Source organism: Mammaliicoccus sp. P-M59, assembly GCF_022386135.1.
Classification (GTDB): Bacteria; Bacillota; Bacilli; order Staphylococcales; family Staphylococcaceae; genus Mammaliicoccus; species Mammaliicoccus sciuri_A.
The window spans coordinates 315,694-338,324 of sequence record NZ_JAJNJJ010000001.1 but is presented as its reverse complement, the minus strand read 5'-3'; the positions used below and the strand labels follow the sequence as shown (position 1 = coordinate 338,324).

Sequence of the window (22,631 nt, the reverse complement as noted above, 5' to 3'; positions counted from 1 at the left end):
GATTTTTTTGATTTTAAATAAGTGTGAATTATATGTTGTTCAGAGCATGTCGGTTGTGAGGTGGAAATACAGGTTTTTTTATTAGCTTGTATATTGTGCGGTGGTAATATTGGGTACCGTTATTAGCAAGTTTGGTGAGAAGTGCAAATACTGGGTGCGTTATTAGCAAGTTTGGCTAGAAGTGCAAATACTGGTGCCATTATTAGCAGATTTGGTGAGAAGTGCAAATAAGGAGACCAGTAATTACAATTCTCAGTAATTTTGTAATTAAGGTGGTCCATAGTAACACTTGAGCCGAGTTTTGTAACTAACGCCCTCGTTACGAACAAGTTTGGTCAAAAGTGTTCACAAGACCCTCGTTACGAATAAGTTTGGGCGAAAGTGTTCACAACGCCCGAGAATTTCAGTCAACGCCCCGAGAATACCCGTAAACACTCACGGCGTCACCCCACTTCCGCCTCCTAACAAAAAAGTAGTTCAACAAGAAATTGTTGAACTACTTCTCTATTGTATTTATTTTTCGTAAACCCAATTTTCATTGTTTAATTTATAATCATTTAGTTCTGATTGATTAAACCAGAGACCAATTTCACGTTCTGCTGATTCGTTTGAATCTGATCCATGAATAATGTTTCTGCCTAAATCGATACCATAATCCCCTCTTATCGTACCTGGCGCTGCTTTAGTAGGGTTTGTTTCACCAACAAGTGTTCTTGTTACTTCTACTACATTCTTACCTTCTACTACCATTGCAAATACTGGTCCTGATGTAATAAAGCTTACTAAATCATTGAAGAAAGGTTTCTCAACGTGTTCAGCATAATGTTCTTTAGCTAATTCTTCACTAGCTTGGAATAATTTAGCTGCAACTAATTTTAAGCCTTTTCTTTCTAATCGTGAAACGACTTCACCGATTAAGTTTCTTTGTACTGCATCAGGTTTAATCATTAAAAAAGTTCTTTCCATTGCGTAATCCCTACCTTTGTTTTATGTAAATCCAAGATAAGTTTATCATTGACTACGCATACTTGCAAGCGCTTTCTAGTGGTTTCTATCTCTTATTTTCACAATTATTTCCAATAGCATTTTTTTCCCTGATTCATTATTTAATGTATCAATTAAATTTTCTGCTTTTTGTAAATAATGGTTACTCACTTCTTTAGATTTTTGTAATTCTGGTGATTTGATAATTTCTTGAACTAACCCGTCAAATACTTCTGAAGGACTATCTGGTTGTAGTTCATTAATGCTTGCTTTAAAATCTTTAGAATTTTTCATTCTTAATAAGACTGGTAAAGTTAAATGTCCATTTCTTAAATCAGATCCAACTGGTTTACCGAGTTTCTTTTCAGTACTTGTAAAATCTAAGATATCATCTACTATTTGATAACTCATACCAATGTAATATCCAATTTTAGTTAACTTCTTCACAGTTTCATCATCTGCACGGGCAGCGTATGCACCTAGTTCTGTAGATAATGAAATAAGTAATGCGGTCTTACGTTTAATTCTGCGTAGATAATTTGTTATCGATTGATTTGATACGAATTGATCTTCAAATTGGAATAGTTCACCACGACACACTTCGATTATTCCATTTGCTAATTGTTCATGAAGCTTAGGATGTTCTATTTGGCTTACTGCATTTAAAGATTGAGATAATAAATAGTTACCCGTAATAACTGCAGTTTGCACATCCCACTTCTTTGCTATAGTTGGTTTACCTCTTCTTTTGTCACTTTTATCAATGACATCATCATGAACTAAACTGGCCATATGTATAAGTTCTAATGTAGTTGCTACAGTGATTACATCTCTTGAATAATGCTCGCCAAATTGACTTGCAATTAAAGTGAATAATGGTCGTATACGTTTACCACCAGAAGTTAATAAATATTGGCAAGCTTCGTTTATAGTGTTTTGATCACTATTTATATAACTATTCAATTGTTTTTCTATTTCTTTTACTTCTTTATTTATATGAATTTTAGTTTTGTCATACATGTAATCACCTTGTTATTTAGGTTTGTAAGCTAAATGCATTGCTGAAACGCCGCCAGTAAAGCTTTTCACTTTAATTCTTTCGTAACCAACATCAGCAAACATTTCTGCTAATTCTTTTTTGCCAGGGAAGTTTCCGGCAGATTCTTGTAACCAGTTGTATTCTTTTAAAGATTTCGCAAAAATTTTACCGAATAGTGGCATGATATTTTTGAAATAGAATCTATATAATTGTTTGAATACTGGCATTGTCGGTTGACTTGTTTCTAAACATACAACCATACCGCCTGGTTTAACGACTCTTTTAAGTTCGCTTAAGACATGTTTATAATCGGGTACGTTTCGTAAGCCGAATCCAATCGTTACATAATCAAATTCATTATCTTCGAATGGTAAGTTCATAGCATCACCATGAATTAAATGAATATTGGCCATGTTATCTGTTTTTTTCTTACCGACTTCTAGCATATTCTCACTAAAGTCGATACCAACTACTTCACCATATGGTCCAACAGCGTGACTTAATTGAATAGTCCAATCTGCAGTTCCGCAGCAAACATCTAAAGCTTTAGAACCTGGTTTAACATCCATTTGTTTCATTGTATATTTACGCCATCTTTTATGTTGCTCAAAGCTGATGATATTATTTAATGTATCATATTTACCTGATATATTTTGGAAAACTTCATGTACGTGTTCTGATTTCGATTTATTATCCACTAATTATTCATTCCTTTAAGTTTAAAAATGTAGTTATTCATTAATAATAATATGCATAAATTTGATCTTTCAAAGTTTCTTTATCCATATTAATTTTGTAGTAATCAATCACTGTTGTAATAAAGATTGATTCTATTTCTTTTATAATAGCTGTATCTTGATTTATTTTATCATGAGCCAACGTTTGTTTTAATTCATTTTGTTTACTAATTGCTTGAGTCATAATATCTAAAAATACGAGGTCTTTATTTAATGTAGCACATTTATAAAAATATGCACTAACAAGATCACCTATTAAGATATCTTGATTAGAAACATTTGGCTCGCCTATTCTATTTAAAAAGCGCATTGAGGCATCAATAGATAATGTAGCTAACTTAGCATTAGTATCGATGTTCATTTCATCTAATACGTCAGCTATGATTGGATTAACTACAGGTACATTACTATTCTCTACACCTTTTAACAAATTAGAAATATCTTTTTTATAAATTTTTTCAATTTTATCCATCTTATCACCTCAACAATATCACCTATATATCTTAACACTAAGTTAAATGAATTGAAAATGCATATATTCATTTCATATAAAGAAATAAGACAAATAAAAAAAGCCCTTAAAAAGGGCTTTGATACAATCAATTATTTAACTGCATCTTTTAATGCTTTACCTGCTTTAAAAGCTGGAACTTTGCTTGCAGGGATATCAATTTCTTTACCAGTTTGTGGGTTACGTCCTTTACGAGCAGCTCTTTCGCGTACTTCAAAGTTACCGAAACCAATTAATTGTACTTTTTCACCGTCAGATAAAGATTTTTGAATTGATTCGAACACTGCATCTACAGCAAGACCAGCTTCTTTTTTAGTTAAATTAGCTTTTTCACTTACTGAGTTGATTAATTCTGTTTTGTTCATTTCAATTTCACCTCCCAAAAGGTTATCTAATGATATGTATAAATACCATTATGATAAGACTTTAACACAACAACCAGTGCCACTGCAACGATTTACAAGCTATAAATGCATAATTTCTATATTTTTATTAATATTTTTTCACTTTTGATTTAAAAACAGGCTCATTTTTACTATTTATTGTAAATTCAGGCGAATATGCCGGTAATATCGGCGAATCTTTGTATAATAAATATCGAATATCTTCACCTGGTTTAGGAAGTGATTTTTCTTTTTTAATTGCTTTTGCTAAATCTAATCTATAATCAATAACAAAATCATTTCCGCCATTCATATAGACAGGTAATCTTTCATTACTATATGGACTTGGAACAGTTGGCTGTTTTTTGAATCCATACTTTTTGTATTCAAGTTCATATACATTAGGTGCAACTTTTTTACCTAATTGTAATGGTTTACCAGATGCATCTATTCGAATTCGAATATCCTTTAAAACTTCTGACGTTCTTAAATCGATTAAATGCACTTTAGGGTCTTTGTCGACATCCATGATTACATATTGATAAATACCGCCGTTCTCAAATGAATTACCTGGTAATTGTGATAAGAACTTTGGCTTTAATTTATTAAAGTCAACTGGGTGTTTTAAGTATAATGAATAACTATCATCTCTATCTTTGATAGGTAATAATCCACCACTTGCCTTTTTATATTCATCTACTGCTGTTTGAACCATACTTAATTGGTCTTTCGCTGGCACTTGGTTTTCTGTTTTCTCTTTATTAGGAAAAGCGCATGCTGACAAAATTAATGTACTCAATATTAATAAGATCGATATTTTTTTGTAATTATGCATGGCTCGATCCACCTAATACAACAATCATAAATATACCAGCTATAATAAGAGAAATGACTGCTAAAAACATTGTTATACTACTGATGATTTTATTTTTTAATTTAAATCTTGATAAATATACGAGTATAATTGCCAAAATCATAAAACCAATAGAATAAAATGACACCCACATTAAATCCATTCTTGATATATCAAACATTTAAATACCCCTCTTGCTTAAATATTCTCTGACTTTTTGTCACGTTCCATAAGATCTTTAACACCTTCAGAAACTGGATAATCTTCGAATAACACTTTATATAAACCTGATGTTATTGGCATTTCAACATCATATTCTTTCGCTAAGTTGTATGCAGCTTCTGTTGTTCTTACACCTTCAACGACCATATTCATTTCTTCTAATGCTTCGTCTAATGTAGCCCCTTTACCAAGCATATTTCCGCATTTCCAGTTTCGTGAATGTACAGATGTACAAGTAACGATTAAATCACCGATACCACCAAGTCCTAAGAATGTCATAGGATCAGCGCCCATTTTAACACCTAAACGTGTAATTTCAGCTAAACCTCTCGTCATAAGTGCTGCTTTAGCGTTGTCACCATATCCAATTCCGTCAGTAATGCCTGCAGCAAGTGCAATGATATTTTTTAACGCGCCACCTATTTCAATACCGACAAGATCATTGTTCGTATATACACGGAAGTAATCCGTCATAAATAAATCTTGAGCTAAACGAGCAACTTCTTCGTTTTCTGATGATACTGAAACTGTTGTTGGATGTTTTATCGCAACTTCTTCTGCATGACTTGGTCCTGATAATACAGCGATACCGCCATTTATTTTGCTATCGATTGATTCATCAATCATTTCAGAAATACGTTTGAAAGTACCAGGTTCGATACCTTTAGACACATGGATGAATACTTTTTTACCATAAGCGATTTCATTAATATTTTCACATACTTCGCGAATGGCTTTTGTAGGAACAGCAATAATAAAGATAGATGCATGATGGACAGCATCCTTTAAATCAGTTGTTGCTTTAATATTTTCATTTAAAATATTTTCATTTAAATACTTTGTATTCTTATGTTCTTTGTTGATTTCGTTAATTGTTGTTTCAGTCTTACCCCACATTAATACATTATGTTGGTTGTCTGCTAATACATTTGCTAAAGCAGTTCCCCAACTACCTGTACCAAACACAGTTATATTTGTCATAGTTATCAATCCTTTAATATTAGTTTCTTTTTCTTGAGATTAAATGAACTGGTGTACCTTCATACCCGAACGCATCTCTTATACGATTTTCTAAGAAACGTTTGTATGAGAAATGCATTAATTCAACATCGTTAACAAATATTACAAATGTTGGTGGTTGAATCGCTACTTGTGTTGCATAGAAAATATTTAACCTTCTACCATTATCAGTTGGCGTTGGATTCATCGCTACTGCATCTGTAATAACTTCATTAAGTGTAGAACTTTGTACACGTTTACGGTGGTTTTCATCTGCCATTGTAATTAATGGGAATAATGTTTTTAAGCGTGATTTTTCTAATGCTGATACGAAAGCAATTGGTGCATAGTCTAAGAATTGGAAGTTGTCTCTAACTTTTTCTTCAAACTTTTTCATTGTTTTCGAATCTTTTTCAACTGTATCCCACTTATTAACAACAATGACAATTGCTTTACCGGCTTCATGCGCATATCCAGCAACTTTTTTGTCTTGTTCAATAATGCCTTCTTCAGCATCAATCACAACAAGTACGACATTAGAACGTTCGATGGCTTTTAAAGCACGTAATACTGAATATTTTTCAGTACTTTCGTATACTTTACCTTTCTTTCTCATACCTGCAGTATCAATTAATACATATTCTTGATCATCATATGTGTATATTGTATCAATCGCATCTCTTGTTGTACCAGCAATTGGTGAAACGATAACACGTTCTTCTCCAAGAATGGCGTTGATTAAACTAGATTTACCAACGTTTGGTCGACCGATTAATGATAGTCTAATTGTTTCATCATCATAATCTGGTTCGTCATCTTCAGGGAAATGTTTAGCCGCTTCATCTAATAAGTCACCTAAACCTAGACCGTGTGAACCTGAGATTGGGAATGGCTCACCAAATCCTAATGAATAAAAGTCATAAATTTCACTACGCATTTCTGGATTATCAATTTTATTAACTGCTAATACGACAGGTTTATTTGATTTGTATAATATTTTAGCGACCATTTCATCAGCTTGTGTTACGCCTTCACGACCATTAACCATAAAGATAATAACATCCGCTTCATCAATCGCAACTTCAGCTTGTGCTCTTATTTGTTGTTGGAAAGGTTCATCACCTAAATCTATTCCGCCTGTATCTATTAAGTTGAAGTCATGTGTTAACCATTCTCCACTTGAATATATTCTATCTCTTGTTATACCAGGTGTATCTTCAACGATAGATACCCTCTCGCCTATAATTCTATTAAAAATTGTAGATTTCCCTACATTTGGTTTACCTACAATTGCTATAATGGGTTTCGTCATAAACCTACTTCCTCTCTTTCATAATCCTTTCTATTTTAACATATGATGACTATTTAGCCTATCGAATTAAAAAACTAAAAAAGACTGAAACATTTCATTATGTTCCAGTCTCTTATATACACACATATTATAATTTAAAATCTTTTAATTTATCTCCGAAGACATCTCCTAAAGTAGGATTGTCATCATCTGTATCTTGTTGGTTTAAATATGATTCATCAAAATCAGTTTCTTGTTCGATTGTATCTTTAATAGATAAAGAAATTCTTTCTTCATCTTTATCGACAGCAAGAATTTTCACTTGTACATCTTGTCCTTTTTCTAATACTTCATCAGGATTACCAATGTGCTCGTGACTAATTTGAGAAATATGAACTAAACCTTGTAAGCCAGGTGCGATTTCTACAAATGCTCCGAATTGAGCTAAACGCACGACTTTACCTGGTACGATATCACCAACAGTGAATTGTGAATCGATTTGTTCAAATGGGCTTGGTAACGTGTCTTTAATAGATAAAGAGATTCTTTCTGCTTCTCTATCAACAGCACGTACTTTAACTTTAACCGTATCGCCAACTTTTACAACTTCGTCAGGTGATTTAACATGATCGTGAGATAACTCAGATACATGTACAAGTCCATCTACGCCACCTAAGTCAATGAATGCACCAAAGTTCGCAATTCTAGCGACAGTACCTTCTAATACATCACCTTGTGAAATATTATTGAGTAAGTCTTCTTTTTTAGAACTTAATGCTTCTTGTTCAACTTTCTTGTGACTTAAAATGACTCTGTTATTTGTTTGATCTAATTCTTCAACTTTAAGTGTTAATACTTTACCTAAATAGTCAGAGAAATCATCAATATAATTTACAGAGATTAATGAAGCTGGAATAAAGCCTCTAATACCAGCATCAACAACTAATCCGCCTTTCACAACTTCAGTTACTTCAGCTTCGATTGTTGCGTCATCTTCTAAAATCTTTTGTAACTTTTCGTATGAAAGATTTTCATCTAATTTACGTTTCGATAATATATAATGTCCGCTTTCATCATTTTGTTCGATTTTAGTTACGAATGCTTCGATTTCATCACCAATATTGACGACTTCGTTAGCTGTTTCGATGTGTTGAGTTGACAGTTGGCTAATTGGAATGATGCCATCAAATTTACCACCCACTATATGCACAACTACGTGTTTATCTTCTACTTGTTGTACAGTACCCTTAACTTTGTCACCTTCTTGCACTTCATTTATCATGGATTCGTTGAATTCTTCCGTCATCAAAATTGCCTCCTTTAAATAAATATCATAATAATAACTTCTTATAAAGCGGCTTAATTGTCAAGAAATTCGAACTATTTAGACCATTTTACTTTTTGCAAGTTCGACTATCTTATTTGTCACTTCTTCAATTGACAATCCAGTCGTATCAATACTAATAGCATCTTCTGCTTTCACTAAAGGTGAGATTTCACGATTCATATCATATTGGTCACGACGTTCAATATCAATCTTTAATGATTCGATATCAGATTCGATGCCACGTAATTCATTATCTTTAAATCTTCTAATAGCACGTTCTTCAACAGATGCTATCATGTAAACTTTTAATTCTGCATCAGGCAATACTGTTGTACCAACATCTCTACCATCCATTACGACATTTTTCTCATCTGCTAATCTTTGTTGTTCTTCTACTAAAAATGTTCTAACAGGTTCTTTAGAGGCCACATATGAAACTTTTTCGGTTACATCATTTTCTCTGATTCTTTCTGAAACATCTTTACCGTTTAAAATAACACGTTGCCCGTTATCTAATACGATTTTTAAGTCAATTTCTTTAACAAGATGGTCAAAGTCTTCTGAACCTTGCTCAATATAATAAAGTGTAATCGCTCTATACATAGCGCCTGTATCCACATAAATCATATTAAAATGTTGCGCTACAAGTTTAGCGATTGTACTTTTACCAGCTGCTGCTGGACCATCTATTGCTATATTTATTTTTTTCATTTGTATAACCTCTCTTGTTCTTTAATCTTATATATTTTATCATAAATTATAATCATATGAATAGGAGGAAAGAAATGAAGAGAATATTAGTTATACATACTGGTGGAACAATTAGTATGTCTGAAGATAAAGATACAGGTAAAGTAGAAACAAATACTGAACATCCGATGCATAGACATCAAGCATTTATACAATCTCTAGGTGATATTACAGAAATAAATCCATTCCAAGTACCTTCCCCACATATGAATAATCAATATATTAATCAATTGAAAGATATTATTACAGAATCAATTGATAAAGATGAATATGATGCGTTTGTGATTACTCATGGAACAGATACTTTAGAAGAAACGGCGTATTTATTAGATTTAACAATAGATACGAAGTTACCTATTATTTTAACAGGTGCCATGAGATCTTCAAATGAAATAGGTTCAGATGGTCTATACAATTATGTTTCAGCTTTAAAAGTAGCATCTACAGATGATGCGCAAAATAAAGGGGTTATGGTTGTATTTAATGATGAAATTCATACAGCTAAAAATGTAACAAAAACACATACGTCAAACACAAGTACTTTCCAAAGTCCAAACTACGGACCAATTGGCAGTGTTACAAAGACGCATGTCATATTCCATCATCAACCTTTTCCATATAAAAAATATCCAAACATCAATCCAAATATCAAAATAGGTATTGTAAAAGCTCATATGGATCTATCAAGCGATTTATTAGATTTCTTTGTAGAAAAACAATATGATGGTCTAATTATAGAAGCCCTTGGTCAAGGCAACATGCCACCAACTGCATTACAAGGAATTCAGAACTTGCTCGATGCTGATATTCCAGTTGTAATGGTTTCACGTTCATTCAATGGAATTGTAGGCGGTATTTACGCATATGAAGGTGGCGGATACCAACTTCAACAAATGGGCATTATTTTATCAAACGGATTAAATGGACAAAAAGCACGTCTTAAACTACTTGTTGGTTTAAGTAATCATTTGTCTAAAGAAGATTTAGTTGAATATTTCGCTTAAAAAATAACCATGTTACTGGCTAATTGTCCAATAACATGGTTGTTTTTATGATTCTAAAGGTGTTTGCTTTTTTCTTTCAATATCTTGTGCAATTGTGCCACCGTGGAATTTACCATTTTCGATAAATATCGTGTTAGCATCGTTACCAGCAGCTATAACACCAGCGATATATAAATTCTCAACATTTGATTCCATTGTATCTCTATTATATGAAGGTGCAGTTCCAAATTCATTTGTAATTGTTTCTACACCACAAGATTCTAGGAATTTATAATCAGGGTGATAACCGATCATTGCAAAGACAAAGTCGTTTTTAATTGTATATGACTTACCTTCTTTATTAAATGTAAGTGTGTCTTCATCGATACGTTCTACTTCACTGTTAAAATGCATCGTGATTTTTTCGTGTTTTGCTAATGATTCAAAGTTAGGTAATATCCATGGTTTAATACTTTTAGAGTATTCTGATCCACGGTATAAGACTGTTACATTTGCGCCTGCTTTTTCTAATTCAATTGCTGCATCGACAGCTGAATTTTTCCCGCCAATAATCACAACATCTTGATTAAAATATGGATGTGCTTCTTTGAAATAATGCATTACTTTACTTAATTCTTGACCTTGCACTTCTAATTCGTTTGGTTGACCGTAGTAACCAGTTGCAATTGTTAAGAATCTCACTTTATACGTTTGTTTAGTTGTTGATACTAAAAATCTATTATCAACCTTTTTAACAGCTAATACTTCTTCAAAAGTTCTTACATCAAGTTGGTGATGTTTAACGACTTCTCTATAATAAACGAGTGCTTGATTTCTTTTAGGCTTTAAATCTTCAACGATAAATGGTACATCACCAATACCAAGTTTATCACTAGAAGAAAAGAATGTTTGATGAGTAGGATAATGATAAATAGCATCTACAACATTACCTTTTTCAATCACGACAGCATTAATACCTTTTCTCTTCTGTTCGATTGCTGCACTCAATCCACAAGGGCCACCACCGATTATTAAGCTTTCATATTCTTGCATGTACTTTCACTCCTTATAATATCCTCAATCATTATATCAATAATGCGAGATTAGTAAAATAAAATGAAACTGATTATATGAAAAGATTGGAATTGAAGCGTGGCTAGGTGTTATTAGCAGTTTTGGTGAGAAGTGCAAATACTGGGGTCGTTATTAGCAAGTTTGGTCAGAAGTGCAAATACTGGGGTCGTTATTAGCAAGTTTGGTGAGAAGTGCAAATACTGGGGTCGTTATGAACAAGTTTGGGCAGAAGTGTTCACAAGGCACCCGTTACGAACAAGTTTAGGAGAAAGTGTTCACAACAGCTGCCGAACCACCATATTCAACTCCATTAAAATGAAAAGAACCTGAACACATCACATGTTCAGGTTCTTTCTTAATTTATTCTTCTGATACATCAAGTACTTTGAATCCATTTTTGCCTAAATACTTAATGAATTTTTCTAAGTTGTTTGTTTTCTCAACTTTGATGATCATTCTGCGATACATTTTATCTGTTTCATCAAATGTTACAAATGATATTGTATTAAGTTTGAATTTAGCAATGATACTTGATAAACGTTTAATTCTGCCTTCAGCTTCTACAGAAGTAATCGCAATACGGATTCCTTTTTGTTTCATGCCGAATGCTGATTTAAATTGTTCCATTACATCATATCTTGTTACGATACCAAGAAAATCTTTTTCGTCATTTACAACTGCTAATATTGGAAAGTCTTGCAAGTTAAGTAGTGATTCTTCTACTACTTGGTTTGCATTTAATGAATGTAAATCTAACGTTAAGATTTCTTCAATTTTAGTACTTTCAATAAATTCATCCCTTGAGACATTTTCTTTTTTGAAGAAGTAATGTCTAAAAATACTATATCTCGTAATCATACCAATATACTTTCCATCAGCAACTACTGGTAACCCATCAATACCATGATGTTCTAATTTATCAAGTGCTGAGTGAATCGTATCTTTCGGATTCGCGATATAACATTTTTCCTTTGGTATCATAATATTCGTTAAATACATAAAGCCATCCCCTTTTGTTTATGTCTATGGTATTACTAAATTCTGACCTTGAGATATTTCATTGCCAGAAATACCATTTGCTTGTCTAATTTTTTCTACATTTTCTGGTGATCCACTACCATAATATTGAATCGCAATACGGTATAAGTTTTCTTTACCAGTTACAGTATGTGATTCTTGAGACTGATTTTGGTTTTGATTACTTTGTGTATTTTGATTTGTTTGGTTGTTAGCTGCATCATCAGCTGCATTTTGTACATCTTCATTACTTGAGCTATCACTATATTGATTTACGCTATCGTCACTGTTTTGATCTTGGTTGCTTTGGCTATCTTCATTGCTATTTGCATTTGAGTCTGAATCTGAATTACTTTCGTCTGAGCTATTTTCAGAAGCGTTATTTGAATCACTGTTTTTGTCAGAGTCTTCATTTGATTCTTTAGCTTTGTCATTCGCTTTATCTTCGTCTTCTTTTTTAGCTCTATCTTTTTCAGCTTGTTCATCAGCTTTTTTCTTAGCGTCACTATTAGTTTGCTCTGTTTTTTCAGCAATTTCTTTACCATTATCTTTATTTGCGCCATTTAAGTACATACCTAAGAATAAGGCAAGTGCACCAAGTATAAGAATTGCAGCTATTATAGGAACAAGTGCTTTCTTGAATTTATTAGAGTTGCCATCATCGCCGTTTTGTCCACTGCTACCATTACTTGGTGGTGTACCTCCACCGGCTGATCCGCCTCCTGCAGCTCCTGCTGCGCCAGCGCCAACAGCTCCGGCACCCGCTGCTGCGGCTGCACCTTTTTTGTTTTTAGATTGCTTTTCTTTGTTATCTTTGCTGTTTGATTCTTGTTTGTTGTTTTTATTTGATGAAGCAGATGCTGCTACACCAGCACCAACTGCACCAGCTCCGGCAGCGGCTGCTGCACCTTTTTTACCTTTTGACTTGTCTTTTTTGTTTTGATCTTTAGCATTATTCTGATTTGCAGAATTACTTGCGGCACTAGCGCCTGCACCAGTAGCAGCGGCAGCACCTGCAGCTTTTTTATGATCATTTTGATCTTTAGGTTGTTGATCCTTAGTTTCAGGTTTGTCTGTTAAAGATCTTTTTTGTTTTGGTTTATTATTTTGAGAGTTTTTATTTGCGTTAACTGCACTTGCACCTGCTGCTCCGGCACCAACTGCACCTGCAGCGTCAGCTGCTCCAGCTTTTTTAGAAGACTTATCTTCGTTGTTTGATGTTTCTGAAGCTTTAGGTGTTTCTTGTTTATGTTGTTCTTCTTTTGCTTTCTGTTTATTAGCTTCTTCTTTTCTACGTTGTCTTCTTAATGCGCCTCTTGGTGGATATTGTTGTTCTTGTTTACTTTGTTGTTTATCTTCTTTTTTGTTGTCTGTTTCTTTTCGATTTGGCTGACTTTTATCGTTTACCTCTTCGTTGTTGTTTTCTACTTCTTGTGTCTTGTCTTCAGGTCGTTCTATCTTTTGACGACTTTTTTCGAATTCGTCTTTAAAATTATCTTTAGACAATAAACTCACCTCATCATTATCTTTTTGTATATATTGAATTATACTTTATTATATCCTTGTTGAACTTATCAAGTAAAGCAATCCTATTAAAATATTGCATTTAATCTATTTTTATAAGAAGTTTTGAATTTGACTTCTTTTATATTTGGTAATTTTAATAAATTTGCATTCTTACAATTGTCACAACAATGATTATCTTGTGTAACATGTTCATTAAAATAATTCATTAAATACGTACGTCTACATGTATCGATTTGAATATAATTTCTCATAAAACTAAATGCATATTGTTTTTGATTCTGCTCAGCTTGAATTTTCTCTTTTAATTGATTAAGTGGATATAATTCAAGAAGATACTGGATATTTTTAGATATCTCCTCATTTAGTTGATACCCTTGTTCAAATAAATTAAGCATATCTATATCAATTCCATGCTCATTAGCTAAATGGCTTAAAATATGAATATCACTTGCTGTAAATAAACTAATTGCTTGAGAGGGTTCACCATCACGTCCTGCTCGGCCAACTTCTTGTACATATTTAGAAGGTGACGTAGGTAAATGGTAATGAATCACTGTTCTTACATCTTGTTTATTAATACCCATTCCAAAAGCACTTGTAGCGACAATGATTTTAATATCGTTATTGATAAACTGAGTTTGTACAGTTGTTCTTTCTTGATAATTTAAATCCCCATGATAAATCCCTGTTAAAAAGCCTTCTTTATAAATCATTTCAGCTAATTCATGACATTTCTTCTTAGATGACACATAAATAATGGTTGGTCCTGAGTCTTTTATGGTGTCTAATAGGTAATGATCTTTTTCTTCTTCGCTATCATAATTAACATGATGATACATAATATTTGAACGATTGAGTCCTTCTTTATGTATTTTAAAATGGCGCTTAGTAATGATTTCTATATCTTCCATCATTTTATTTGTCAATGTTGCTGACAGTGCGATAACTTGTGCTTGTTTAAAGTATTGTGTGACTTTTGAAATCAGTGCATAATGCGGTCTAAAATCAAATCCCCATTCACTTAAACAGTGTGCTTCATCTAAGACAATATATTTAAAACCTATAGATTTAAAGCGTTTAAAATTATGTTCTTCATATATAAATTCTGGGCTACAAAATATAAATTGATAGTTCGATAAATTTCTAAATATGTCTGACCGTTCATTTGGATCGATAGCAGAATGAATTGCGACAGCATTCTTCTCACCATTTAATTTCATTTGAACGACTTGATCATCCATTAAAGAAATAAGTGGAGAAATAATAAGCACTCTGCCACCAGTTATATATGCTGGCAATTGATAACATAAACTTTTTCCAGCGCCAGTTGAAAGTATACTTAACACATCATGTCCGTCTAATATATTTTGGACGGTTTCCTCTTGTCCACTTCTAAAATGATCATATCCAAAATACTTTTTAAGTTCTTGTTGTAGCATTTAATCCCTCCATTGCATAGCAAACATACATGAGTTTGATTTCGAAATACGTAAAATCATTTAACGCTTCATAATAAAATTTCAAATTTTGATTAGGTGTTTGTTGAATCACTTCTACAAATCTTGCGTATTGGTCATCACTAAAGTATAAATTCTTATCCTTTAAATAACCTTTAATATACATTTCAATAATATGGTCATGAATCGTATGCGTCTTAACACGTTTAATATTCGCTAGTTGATCCATATCATAAGTACGATTTAATAATTCATATGTTGTGAATGTTTGTTGGTTTAACAAAGGTTGATATTTAATCTGAGATAATATTGGATAACGTTCTTTATTTTGTATCGCAACTTGGATAAATTGATATTCTTCTACTAAATGTTCTCTTAAATCCATTATACCAATATCTTCAATCATTGAAATTTGTTCAATTGTATAAGGCGTTTCTCGAAAACCTGCTAATAAATAATGCATATATATTGTTTGAAAGTATGTATTCATATCTTCAAATAGCTGATATATTTCTTCTATAAATTTATCTTCGCCTACTTCTTTAATGTGTACGTAAATTTCTTTAGCTTTAAATTGTATCTCTTTATCATTGATGATTGGTTGATATGTTAAATGGTTATGCTTTTTTTGACTTATCATCTGAGTTAATAATAAGATTGTATTAACAGATTGAATGGCCTGACTATAGAAAAAGTCGCCTATGATAGGTTTATTAATATGTTCCACTGATTCGTTAATGATTTGTTCGAATTGTTCAAATTTCAAATTTGGCAAACAACCATAATACAATTTCAAATGTTCAATCGTTGCATCAAAATATGTTTGATGAGTCTTTTTACCGATTAAAATATTATAAATACTTTTATCAGTTTTGTTGTCATGCTTCATGGAAAGGGTTTTCAGTATAATCTGTTTCAAATAAGTCACCTCAAATAACATAAAAATGTTGAAATCTCTAAGTGTTATCACTAAAATAAGTATGTATAATAAGTGTAGCATGTTTTTTAAAGGAGGCGAAAATTTTGGCTAAATACACAATAGTAGATATGGATACATGTATAGCATGTGGCGCATGTGGAGCAGCTGCCCCTGATATATACGATTATGATGATGAGGGAATCGCCTACGTAATACTAGACGACAATAAGGGAATCGAAGCTGTCCCAGAAGAATTATTAGAAGATATGGAAGATGCTTTCGAAGGCTGTCCGACAGATTCAATTAAAATAGCAGATGAATCATTCGACGGAGATGCACTTAAATTCGAATAATATATATGAGAAAGGCTAGGACGTGAGGTCCTAGCCTTTCTTTATTTTATAATAGACTTAAGTTTATCAAATATTAAAATGTATATGACAGAAATGACAATACCTTTAATTAAATTAAATGGAATAATACCGGCAGATACGATTAATTTTAAATTATTTGCGATATCTGCAAGATTCATAATTTGTCCGTATAAAGGTAATAGAACAAAGTAATTCATTAAACTCATGAGAATTGTCATTAAGATTGTACCAACTGCTAATCCATATCCCATAAATAATTTTGATTTTTTCATGCGATAGAAATAATAAGTTGGAATGACGAGACATATTGACGCTAAAAAGTTAGCCGTATTTCCAATTGGTTCGTGTGACACAATTAAGAAATTCAATACGTTTTTAAATAATGCGACTAATATACCTGAAACTGGACCGAACGCAAATGTTGCGACAAGTACAGGAATATCACTGAAATCCATTGTTAAATATGGTGGTAAAAATGGCAATGGAAATTTCAAAAACATTAAAATAAAGCTGATTGCGATGAGCATACTTACAGTGAGTAAGCGTTTTGTTTTGTTATCGTTAGACATATAAACTCCTCCTATTCATCTCGTAAGAATAGGAGGAAAAATTATCGCAAAATAAACCTAGTCAAGACTAGATTTTTTCCTCCATCTTCTCCCATCCAGACTTTAACTGTCGGCCTTAGAATTTCACTAAGTCAGCCAATATACATACATATATTGGGTCGCGGGCTTTAACCGCCGGTATGGAATTACACCAAACCCCGAAGATGAATTTTTTTATTTAGTTTTAATTACAAAATATATATTAGCACATTGGTCAGGTATTTTCATCTATATAACTCAACAATTTAAACTTTTGGTAAAGTTATTGTAAATTGAGTGCCTTCACCCTCTTTACTATCAACTTTAATCGTACCATGATGTGCATCTATAATTTTTTGAACGATAAAGAGACCAAGTCCTGTTCCGTGTTTACCTCTTGTGCGAGAAGCGTCAACTTTATAGAAACGATCAAATATTTGATCTAAATGTTCCTTAGCGATACCTACGCCACTATCTTGAACTGTTATAACAAAGTCTTCTTCATTTGTATCATCAAAGACAACATTAATAGTATCATTTTGATGTGTGTATCTTATCGCGTTATCGATTAAATTCGTTAAAATTTGCTCAACTCGATCACTATCACCATACCAATTCGTAAGACTCCCAATATGTTTAACGGATAAATTCAATCCATTTTCTCTCGCTTGTGGTAAGAATTTAGTATCAATTTTGTTCATTAATGTAGAAATGTTAAAGTCATCTAAATGAACTTTAATGCCTTCAGCGTCCATTTTGGCAACTTCTAATAATTCATTAATTAATCTACTTAATCTCTTTGACTCATCTAAAATAATATATAAGAAATCATCAACGTCTTTCTTCTCAGTTACAATACCGTCAACAATTGCTTCAGTATAACCTTGTAACATAGAAATTGGTGTTCTTAATTCGTGTGAAACACTTGCGATAAAGTCTTTTTTCATTTGGTCCATATGGTGTTCATCGGTCATATCACGAATGATTACAACAATACCTGATGAACCATCATTTTGAATGCTATCGATATACGTTGATATAACGACATAATATTTATGTCCCAATTCGTATTCGAAAAACTGCGTATTCTTTTCTTTAAATGTGTCGTTTCTTTGTGTAGATATATCAACATGATCAAATTCTCTTACTTCTTTTAAGAATGTATCTGCTTTGGAGTTAGAAATAATGATTTCATTCTTGTCATTAATACCTAGCACACCATCGATCATCGAATTAATAAGTTTTTCTTGTATATTATTTTTCGATTTAACATCATCTATGTTTGTACGGATATCTTTACTCATTTTATTAAATGCTAAACCGAGTTCGCCAATTTCATCACGCGTATAAATCGGTACTTTTTCAGTATAATGACCTTTAGCAACTTTAAAGGCTGCATGTTTCAATTGAATTAAAGGTTTCGTAATTCTGTTTGAAAGGAAGAAGGCAAAGATCGTACTCACGATTAATAATATAATGGCTGAAACAAGTATACTCAATGTAACAACATTTTGAGCTTCTTTAATGGAGTTGATATCTTGGAATAAAAAGATACCTGCATCGTCTTCAGGAAAAGCTTGTGAAGGATAGCCTAATAAAATATATTGATGTTTCTCACCGTTATAAGTTAAATTGATTTCTTTTAATACGTGCTTATCTTCATTAAAGACTTTATCGAATGCATGATTAGTTCTGATCTCATTAAGCATGACTTCTTTTAACGGGTCTTCAGATCTTGCTGTCAAATCCTCACTATTTTTAACGATAATGAGTCCAGCAGGATCTTCAACAAGTGCTCTTGCATAATCGATTGCTGACTCTTTTTCGTGTGAACTCAGTAATAAACGTTCTATTTTACTTGCATTATTATATAAATTTTCACCTGTAGTAGATGTATTATTAGATTGTAAAAAAGTTATAAGAAATCCGCTTAATAAAAGTAAAACTGTCGTTACTATTAAAATAATAGATAACCACAGTTTTACAACAACACTATTTAATCGATTCATTATTCAGGAACCTCAAATTTATAACCGACGCCCCATACAGTATGAATCATTTGTGCAGCATCTTCAGAAACTCTATTTAACTTTTCACGCAATCTTTTAACGTGCGTATCAACTGTTCTTAAATCACCATAAAATTCATAGTGCCAAACTTCTTTCAACAGTTGTTCTCTATCAAATACTTTATCAGGTGATTTTGCTAAATATAATAATAATTCATACTCTTTAGGTGTTAAATTTACTTCTTTTTGATCTGCTAATACGCGATGTGCGTCATTATCAATGACTAAGTTTTCAAATACAATTAAATCTTTAGCTGTATTCGTTTGATTAACCATTGAATGATTCGTAGTACGTCTTAGTAATGCTTTTACGCGTAAGACAACTTCTCTAGGCGAAAATGGTTTGACGATATAATCATCTGCCCCAATTTCAAATCCTTCAACGCGATTATTTTCTTCACCTTTAGCTGTTAACATAATAATAGGTGTTGATTTTGTTTCTCTTACTCTCTTACATACTTCGATTCCATCTATTTCAGGTAACATTAAGTCTAACAATATGCAGTCATAATCTTCGTTTAAAGCTTTATCTAAGGCATCTTGGCCATTATCCGCTTCATCAGTTTCATAACCTTCTCTTTCGAGATACATTTTAACTAATTTTCGAATTCTATCTTCATCATCTACTACTAAAATACGATCTGTCATGCTTCGTTGACTCCCTTCTAGCATTTTTTAAGCATAAGAATGTAAACCAGCTACTATTAAGTTAACGGCAATAACATTAAATAGAATGATTGCAAGGCCACCAACAGCTAACCATGCTGATTTTCTGCCTTCCCAACCTTTACCTAATCTTAAATGTAAGAATATCGCATAATATAAGAATGTTATAAGCGCCCAAACTTCTTTAGGATCCCAGCCCCAATATCTACTCCAAGCCATTTGTGCCCAGATACTCGCGAATAATATACCGCCAAGTGCAAATAATGGGAAACCAATGATTACTGAACGATATCCTATTTCATCCATCAAGGATAGATTGACTTTTTTCGTAAGTGGTTTGATAAGACTAAACAAAGTCTTGCCTTTCAAAATCAATCTTAGTATACCATATAAGACTGTACCAACTACAATTGACCAAACAACTGTATTAAGTTTTTGAGCGTTGATAACAGCAGGTAATTCAATCTTGCTCCATTTTAAGATATCAGTTCTTTCTTTTGGTTCATAATCGCTACCAGAAACATGATCTACAAGTAAACTATCTTGTTGTGTCACAAATGCTGGAAGATGATAATGTTGAACAGAGTTATTATCGTTTTTATCGATAAAGAAATAAGTGTCATCGTAACCAACGATATCTTTCATAATGATCGTTGTTAATATAAATCCAATGACAATAACTATGAAATACATAATGACTTCTACAAAGAAACTATGTATCGATTTTTCTTCTGGACTAACAGCAGCGAATAAATAAATTAATCCTGCTATACAGCTGATTGATAAAATACCATATGAGATTGTTACTGTTATAACGTGAATTGCTAACCAACTAGATTGTAACGCAGGAATTAATGGCGAAACATCTCTAGAGAACATACTTGCATATGCAATTAACAACATCGCAATTGGTAATACGAATAGCGCTAAAATAGGTGTCTTATAAATAGAGTAAATAACAAGGAAGCCACCTACCATCATAATGCCAAACATCGTTAAGAATTCATACATATTACTTACCGGTGCATGTCCCGCTGCAATCCATCTTGTAATAAAGTATAGAATTTGTAACACAAAGCCGATGACAGTTAATGTCACCCCTACTTTTTCTGCTCTTTTCTTAGGTGAACGGATTGAGAATGAATATGGGACAATCGCAACTAAGTACAAAATAAAAGCAGAATATAAACTGATATTACTAATATTTAAAAACATATCTTTATCCATTGTTTGCCTCCTTACTTTCGTGAATGTTTTGTTTAGTATCTTCTATATGTGAAATATGATGTTTATCTAAGACTTGGTTAATCTCTTTAGAGAAACCATAATAATTCTTATTCGTATGTGCAGCGATATTAAACTCACCGTTATCTGTATTAATCCAAATACGTCTATGGTTAATATATGATCCGACTGCTAAACCTAATAAGAAAATAACGAAACCAGTAAATAATATTGGAAGTGTTAAGTCTTTCTTCACTGCCAACACTGTTGCCCATTGATTTGTTGCATTAGCAAATTTCACATCGTATTTATTATCTTTAGATATATCTTGTGATTCTTTAATTCTTAAGAAACTAAATTCTGATTGTTTACCTTTATCAGTTACCTCAAACACAAAAGCTGGATTATTTGGATTTGGAGATTTAGTTGCAAGTACACCATTTTCTATTTTTTCGTAATCTGGCGCATAACTTCTTAACTTAACTGTTAAATCATCTGTAATTTTATAAGTCTTTTTAGGACTTTCCAAATTAACTGTAAATGGTTTCCCGAGTGCCTTACCGTCTTTTGTTTTTAAGTTAAATGTCATATCTTTTAACAACGAGTTGTCGAAGCTACTTTGGTAAAATTGTAAGTGATCATATTTCAATGGATGATTGACTTTAATTGAACCAGAAGCGACTTCTTTTAAATTAGCATCTGAACCAATTACTTCTTCTTGACTGTTTTTATACAAAGTAGCTTTTGTTTCGTAGTTCTTAGCAATTTTGTTTAAACTTGGGTCAATTGATTCAGGGTTTGTATTAGATTGAGATTTTTGATCATATTCTTCATATATAAAGTCGTTATTTTTTATATAATAGCCTCTATCTGTACCCGGTACCGGCTTCGTTTCTCCTTCTTTCACATAGACCATATCATCTAAGTAAAAGCCTGGTAAGAATCTTAACATTGCCCCAAATAAAAGTATGATTAAACCAGTATGGTTGATATAAGGACCGTATCTTGATAAACGTCCTTTTTCAAGTAAGATATGATTCCCATCTTGTTTAACTTTATATCTTTTTTCTTTAAAAGATTGACTTATTTCATCTAGATTAACTTTATCATCTGAATGCAAGTTTAATCTTTGACGTTTATAGAATGAACTGTGCTTTTTCGTTCTTTGATTTTTCAAAGATTTATGTAAAGGTATCCCTCTATCAATACTTGATGTAATAATAGAGAACGCTACTAAACCTAACAGAATTAAGAACCACCATGAACTATATAAATTGTGGAATCCAAGTTTATAATATAGTAAGCCTAGTGAACCATAATGTTCATAATAATATTGTTCTGGATTCACATTCATTGGAATAAAATATTCTTGTGGGAATATTGTTCCAATTGAAGCTGCAATAACCGTTAATACGAGTAAAGTAACACCTGTTTTGATTGAAGCGAAGAAATTCCATATGCGATCTAAGATTGTTCTGTTTTTTGTTTTCGAACGTATCGCTTGCCCATCGTAACGCATAACGTCGGTTGTCTTTTTCTTATCATAGTCGTCATTTATTAAGCGACCACAGTTTAAGCATAATTGAGTTCCTTCTGGGTTCTTATGCCCGCACTCACAAACAATTTGCTTGTTGCTCAC

Annotated in this window: 23 protein-coding genes and 1 riboswitch; of the genes, 2 read left to right on the top strand and 21 right to left on the bottom strand. The window is 32.4% G+C overall.

What is annotated here, in order from left to right:
- Positions 1-513: 513 nt before the first annotated feature.
- The 11 genes from ndk to cmk form a co-directional block, all read right to left on the bottom strand.
- Positions 514-966, bottom strand: a complete 453-nt coding sequence (gene ndk, locus LQ617_RS01705; RefSeq protein WP_037588159.1) for a nucleoside-diphosphate kinase — start codon at positions 964-966, stop codon at positions 514-516.
- A gap of 75 nt (positions 967-1,041) precedes the next feature.
- On the bottom strand, positions 1,042-2,004 hold the full coding sequence (locus LQ617_RS01700) for a polyprenyl synthetase family protein (RefSeq protein ID WP_232157835.1): 963 nt from the start codon (positions 2,002-2,004) through the stop codon (positions 1,042-1,044).
- A 12-nt stretch (positions 2,005-2,016) separates the two neighbouring features.
- Positions 2,017-2,721, bottom strand: a complete 705-nt coding sequence (locus tag LQ617_RS01695; protein ID WP_025907099.1) for a demethylmenaquinone methyltransferase — start codon at positions 2,719-2,721, stop codon at positions 2,017-2,019.
- Between the two features lie 40 nt (positions 2,722-2,761).
- Positions 2,762-3,232 (bottom strand): hypothetical protein, encoded by a 471-nt coding sequence (locus LQ617_RS01690; protein ID WP_025907097.1) that lies wholly within the window; start codon positions 3,230-3,232, stop codon positions 2,762-2,764.
- Between the two features lie 131 nt (positions 3,233-3,363).
- Positions 3,364-3,636, bottom strand: a complete 273-nt coding sequence (locus LQ617_RS01685) for an HU family DNA-binding protein (protein WP_016912122.1) — start codon at positions 3,634-3,636, stop codon at positions 3,364-3,366.
- 127 nt (positions 3,637-3,763) lie between these two features.
- Positions 3,764-4,489 carry a hypothetical protein gene (locus LQ617_RS01680; protein WP_239739332.1) on the bottom strand — a complete coding sequence of 242 codons (726 nt, stop codon included), beginning with the start codon at positions 4,487-4,489 and terminating at the stop codon, positions 3,764-3,766.
- Positions 4,482-4,688, bottom strand: coding sequence for a DUF2768 domain-containing protein (locus tag LQ617_RS01675; protein WP_025907089.1), 207 nt, complete (start codon positions 4,686-4,688; stop codon positions 4,482-4,484). The genes LQ617_RS01680 and LQ617_RS01675 overlap by 8 nt, the downstream gene beginning before the upstream one ends.
- Positions 4,689-4,705: 17 nt before the next feature.
- Positions 4,706-5,710 (bottom strand): NAD(P)H-dependent glycerol-3-phosphate dehydrogenase, encoded by a 1,005-nt coding sequence (locus tag LQ617_RS01670; RefSeq protein ID WP_159315641.1) that lies wholly within the window; start codon positions 5,708-5,710, stop codon positions 4,706-4,708.
- Between the two features lie 19 nt (positions 5,711-5,729).
- Positions 5,730-7,040 (bottom strand): ribosome biogenesis GTPase Der, encoded by a 1,311-nt coding sequence (gene der, locus LQ617_RS01665; RefSeq protein WP_025907085.1) that lies wholly within the window; start codon positions 7,038-7,040, stop codon positions 5,730-5,732.
- A 127-nt stretch (positions 7,041-7,167) separates the two neighbouring features.
- Positions 7,168-8,325, bottom strand: coding sequence for a 30S ribosomal protein S1 (gene rpsA, locus LQ617_RS01660; protein WP_037588164.1), 1,158 nt, complete (start codon positions 8,323-8,325; stop codon positions 7,168-7,170).
- Positions 8,326-8,403: 78 nt separating this feature from the next.
- Entirely contained in the window at positions 8,404-9,057 is a 654-nt protein-coding gene (gene cmk, locus LQ617_RS01655; protein WP_025907081.1) for a (d)CMP kinase, read from the bottom strand.
- A gap of 74 nt (positions 9,058-9,131) precedes the next feature.
- Here cmk and LQ617_RS01650 point away from each other — a divergent pair, with 74 nt between their 5' ends.
- The gene (locus tag LQ617_RS01650) at positions 9,132-10,100 is read left to right on the top strand and encodes an asparaginase (protein ID WP_119594078.1); all 969 of its coding nucleotides are present in this window, start codon (positions 9,132-9,134) and stop codon (positions 10,098-10,100) included.
- A 45-nt stretch (positions 10,101-10,145) separates the two neighbouring features.
- On the opposite strand, the gene LQ617_RS01645 is transcribed toward LQ617_RS01650, so the two are convergent.
- From LQ617_RS01645 to LQ617_RS01625, 5 genes are all read right to left on the bottom strand, one after another.
- Positions 10,146-11,132 carry a YpdA family putative bacillithiol disulfide reductase gene (locus LQ617_RS01645; protein WP_025907077.1) on the bottom strand — a complete coding sequence of 329 codons (987 nt, stop codon included), beginning with the start codon at positions 11,130-11,132 and terminating at the stop codon, positions 10,146-10,148.
- A 381-nt stretch (positions 11,133-11,513) separates the two neighbouring features.
- The gene (locus LQ617_RS01640) at positions 11,514-12,152 is read right to left on the bottom strand and encodes a CBS domain-containing protein (RefSeq protein WP_037588166.1); all 639 of its coding nucleotides are present in this window, start codon (positions 12,150-12,152) and stop codon (positions 11,514-11,516) included.
- A 24-nt stretch (positions 12,153-12,176) separates the two neighbouring features.
- A complete protein-coding gene (locus LQ617_RS01635) occupies positions 12,177-13,676 on the bottom strand; it encodes a LysM peptidoglycan-binding domain-containing protein (RefSeq protein WP_239739331.1) in 1,500 nt (499 codons plus the stop codon).
- A gap of 86 nt (positions 13,677-13,762) precedes the next feature.
- Complete coding sequence (locus LQ617_RS01630) at positions 13,763-15,136, bottom strand: RecQ family ATP-dependent DNA helicase (protein WP_239739329.1); 1,374 nt, start codon at positions 15,134-15,136, stop codon at positions 13,763-13,765.
- Positions 15,117-16,043 carry a helix-turn-helix domain-containing protein gene (locus LQ617_RS01625; protein WP_239739326.1) on the bottom strand — a complete coding sequence of 309 codons (927 nt, stop codon included), beginning with the start codon at positions 16,041-16,043 and terminating at the stop codon, positions 15,117-15,119. Before LQ617_RS01625 ends, LQ617_RS01630 begins: the two co-directional genes overlap by 20 nt.
- A 134-nt stretch (positions 16,044-16,177) precedes the next feature.
- Here LQ617_RS01625 and LQ617_RS01620 point away from each other — a divergent pair, with 134 nt between their 5' ends.
- Positions 16,178-16,426, top strand: a complete 249-nt coding sequence (locus tag LQ617_RS01620) for a ferredoxin (RefSeq protein WP_016913182.1) — start codon at positions 16,178-16,180, stop codon at positions 16,424-16,426.
- 41 nt (positions 16,427-16,467) lie between these two features.
- Here the strand turns inward: LQ617_RS01620 and LQ617_RS01615 are convergent, their stop codons facing one another.
- From LQ617_RS01615 to resB, 5 genes are all read right to left on the bottom strand, one after another.
- Positions 16,468-17,016 carry an ECF transporter S component gene (locus LQ617_RS01615; protein WP_025907065.1) on the bottom strand — a complete coding sequence of 183 codons (549 nt, stop codon included), beginning with the start codon at positions 17,014-17,016 and terminating at the stop codon, positions 16,468-16,470.
- 79 nt (positions 17,017-17,095) lie between these two features.
- Positions 17,096-17,225, bottom strand: a riboswitch (FMN riboswitch).
- A 75-nt stretch (positions 17,226-17,300) separates the two neighbouring features.
- A complete protein-coding gene (locus LQ617_RS01610) occupies positions 17,301-19,043 on the bottom strand; it encodes an ATP-binding protein (protein WP_126477483.1) in 1,743 nt (580 codons plus the stop codon).
- Positions 19,043-19,750, bottom strand: a complete 708-nt coding sequence (locus LQ617_RS01605; protein WP_025907062.1) for a response regulator transcription factor — start codon at positions 19,748-19,750, stop codon at positions 19,043-19,045. The genes LQ617_RS01610 and LQ617_RS01605 overlap by 1 nt, the downstream gene beginning before the upstream one ends.
- Positions 19,751-19,777: 27 nt before the next feature.
- A complete protein-coding gene (gene ccsB / locus LQ617_RS01600; protein ID WP_037588178.1) occupies positions 19,778-20,995 on the bottom strand; it encodes a c-type cytochrome biogenesis protein CcsB in 1,218 nt (405 codons plus the stop codon).
- A complete protein-coding gene (gene resB, locus LQ617_RS01595) occupies positions 20,988-22,631 on the bottom strand; it encodes a cytochrome c biogenesis protein ResB (protein WP_239739325.1) in 1,644 nt (547 codons plus the stop codon). Before resB ends, ccsB begins: the two co-directional genes overlap by 8 nt.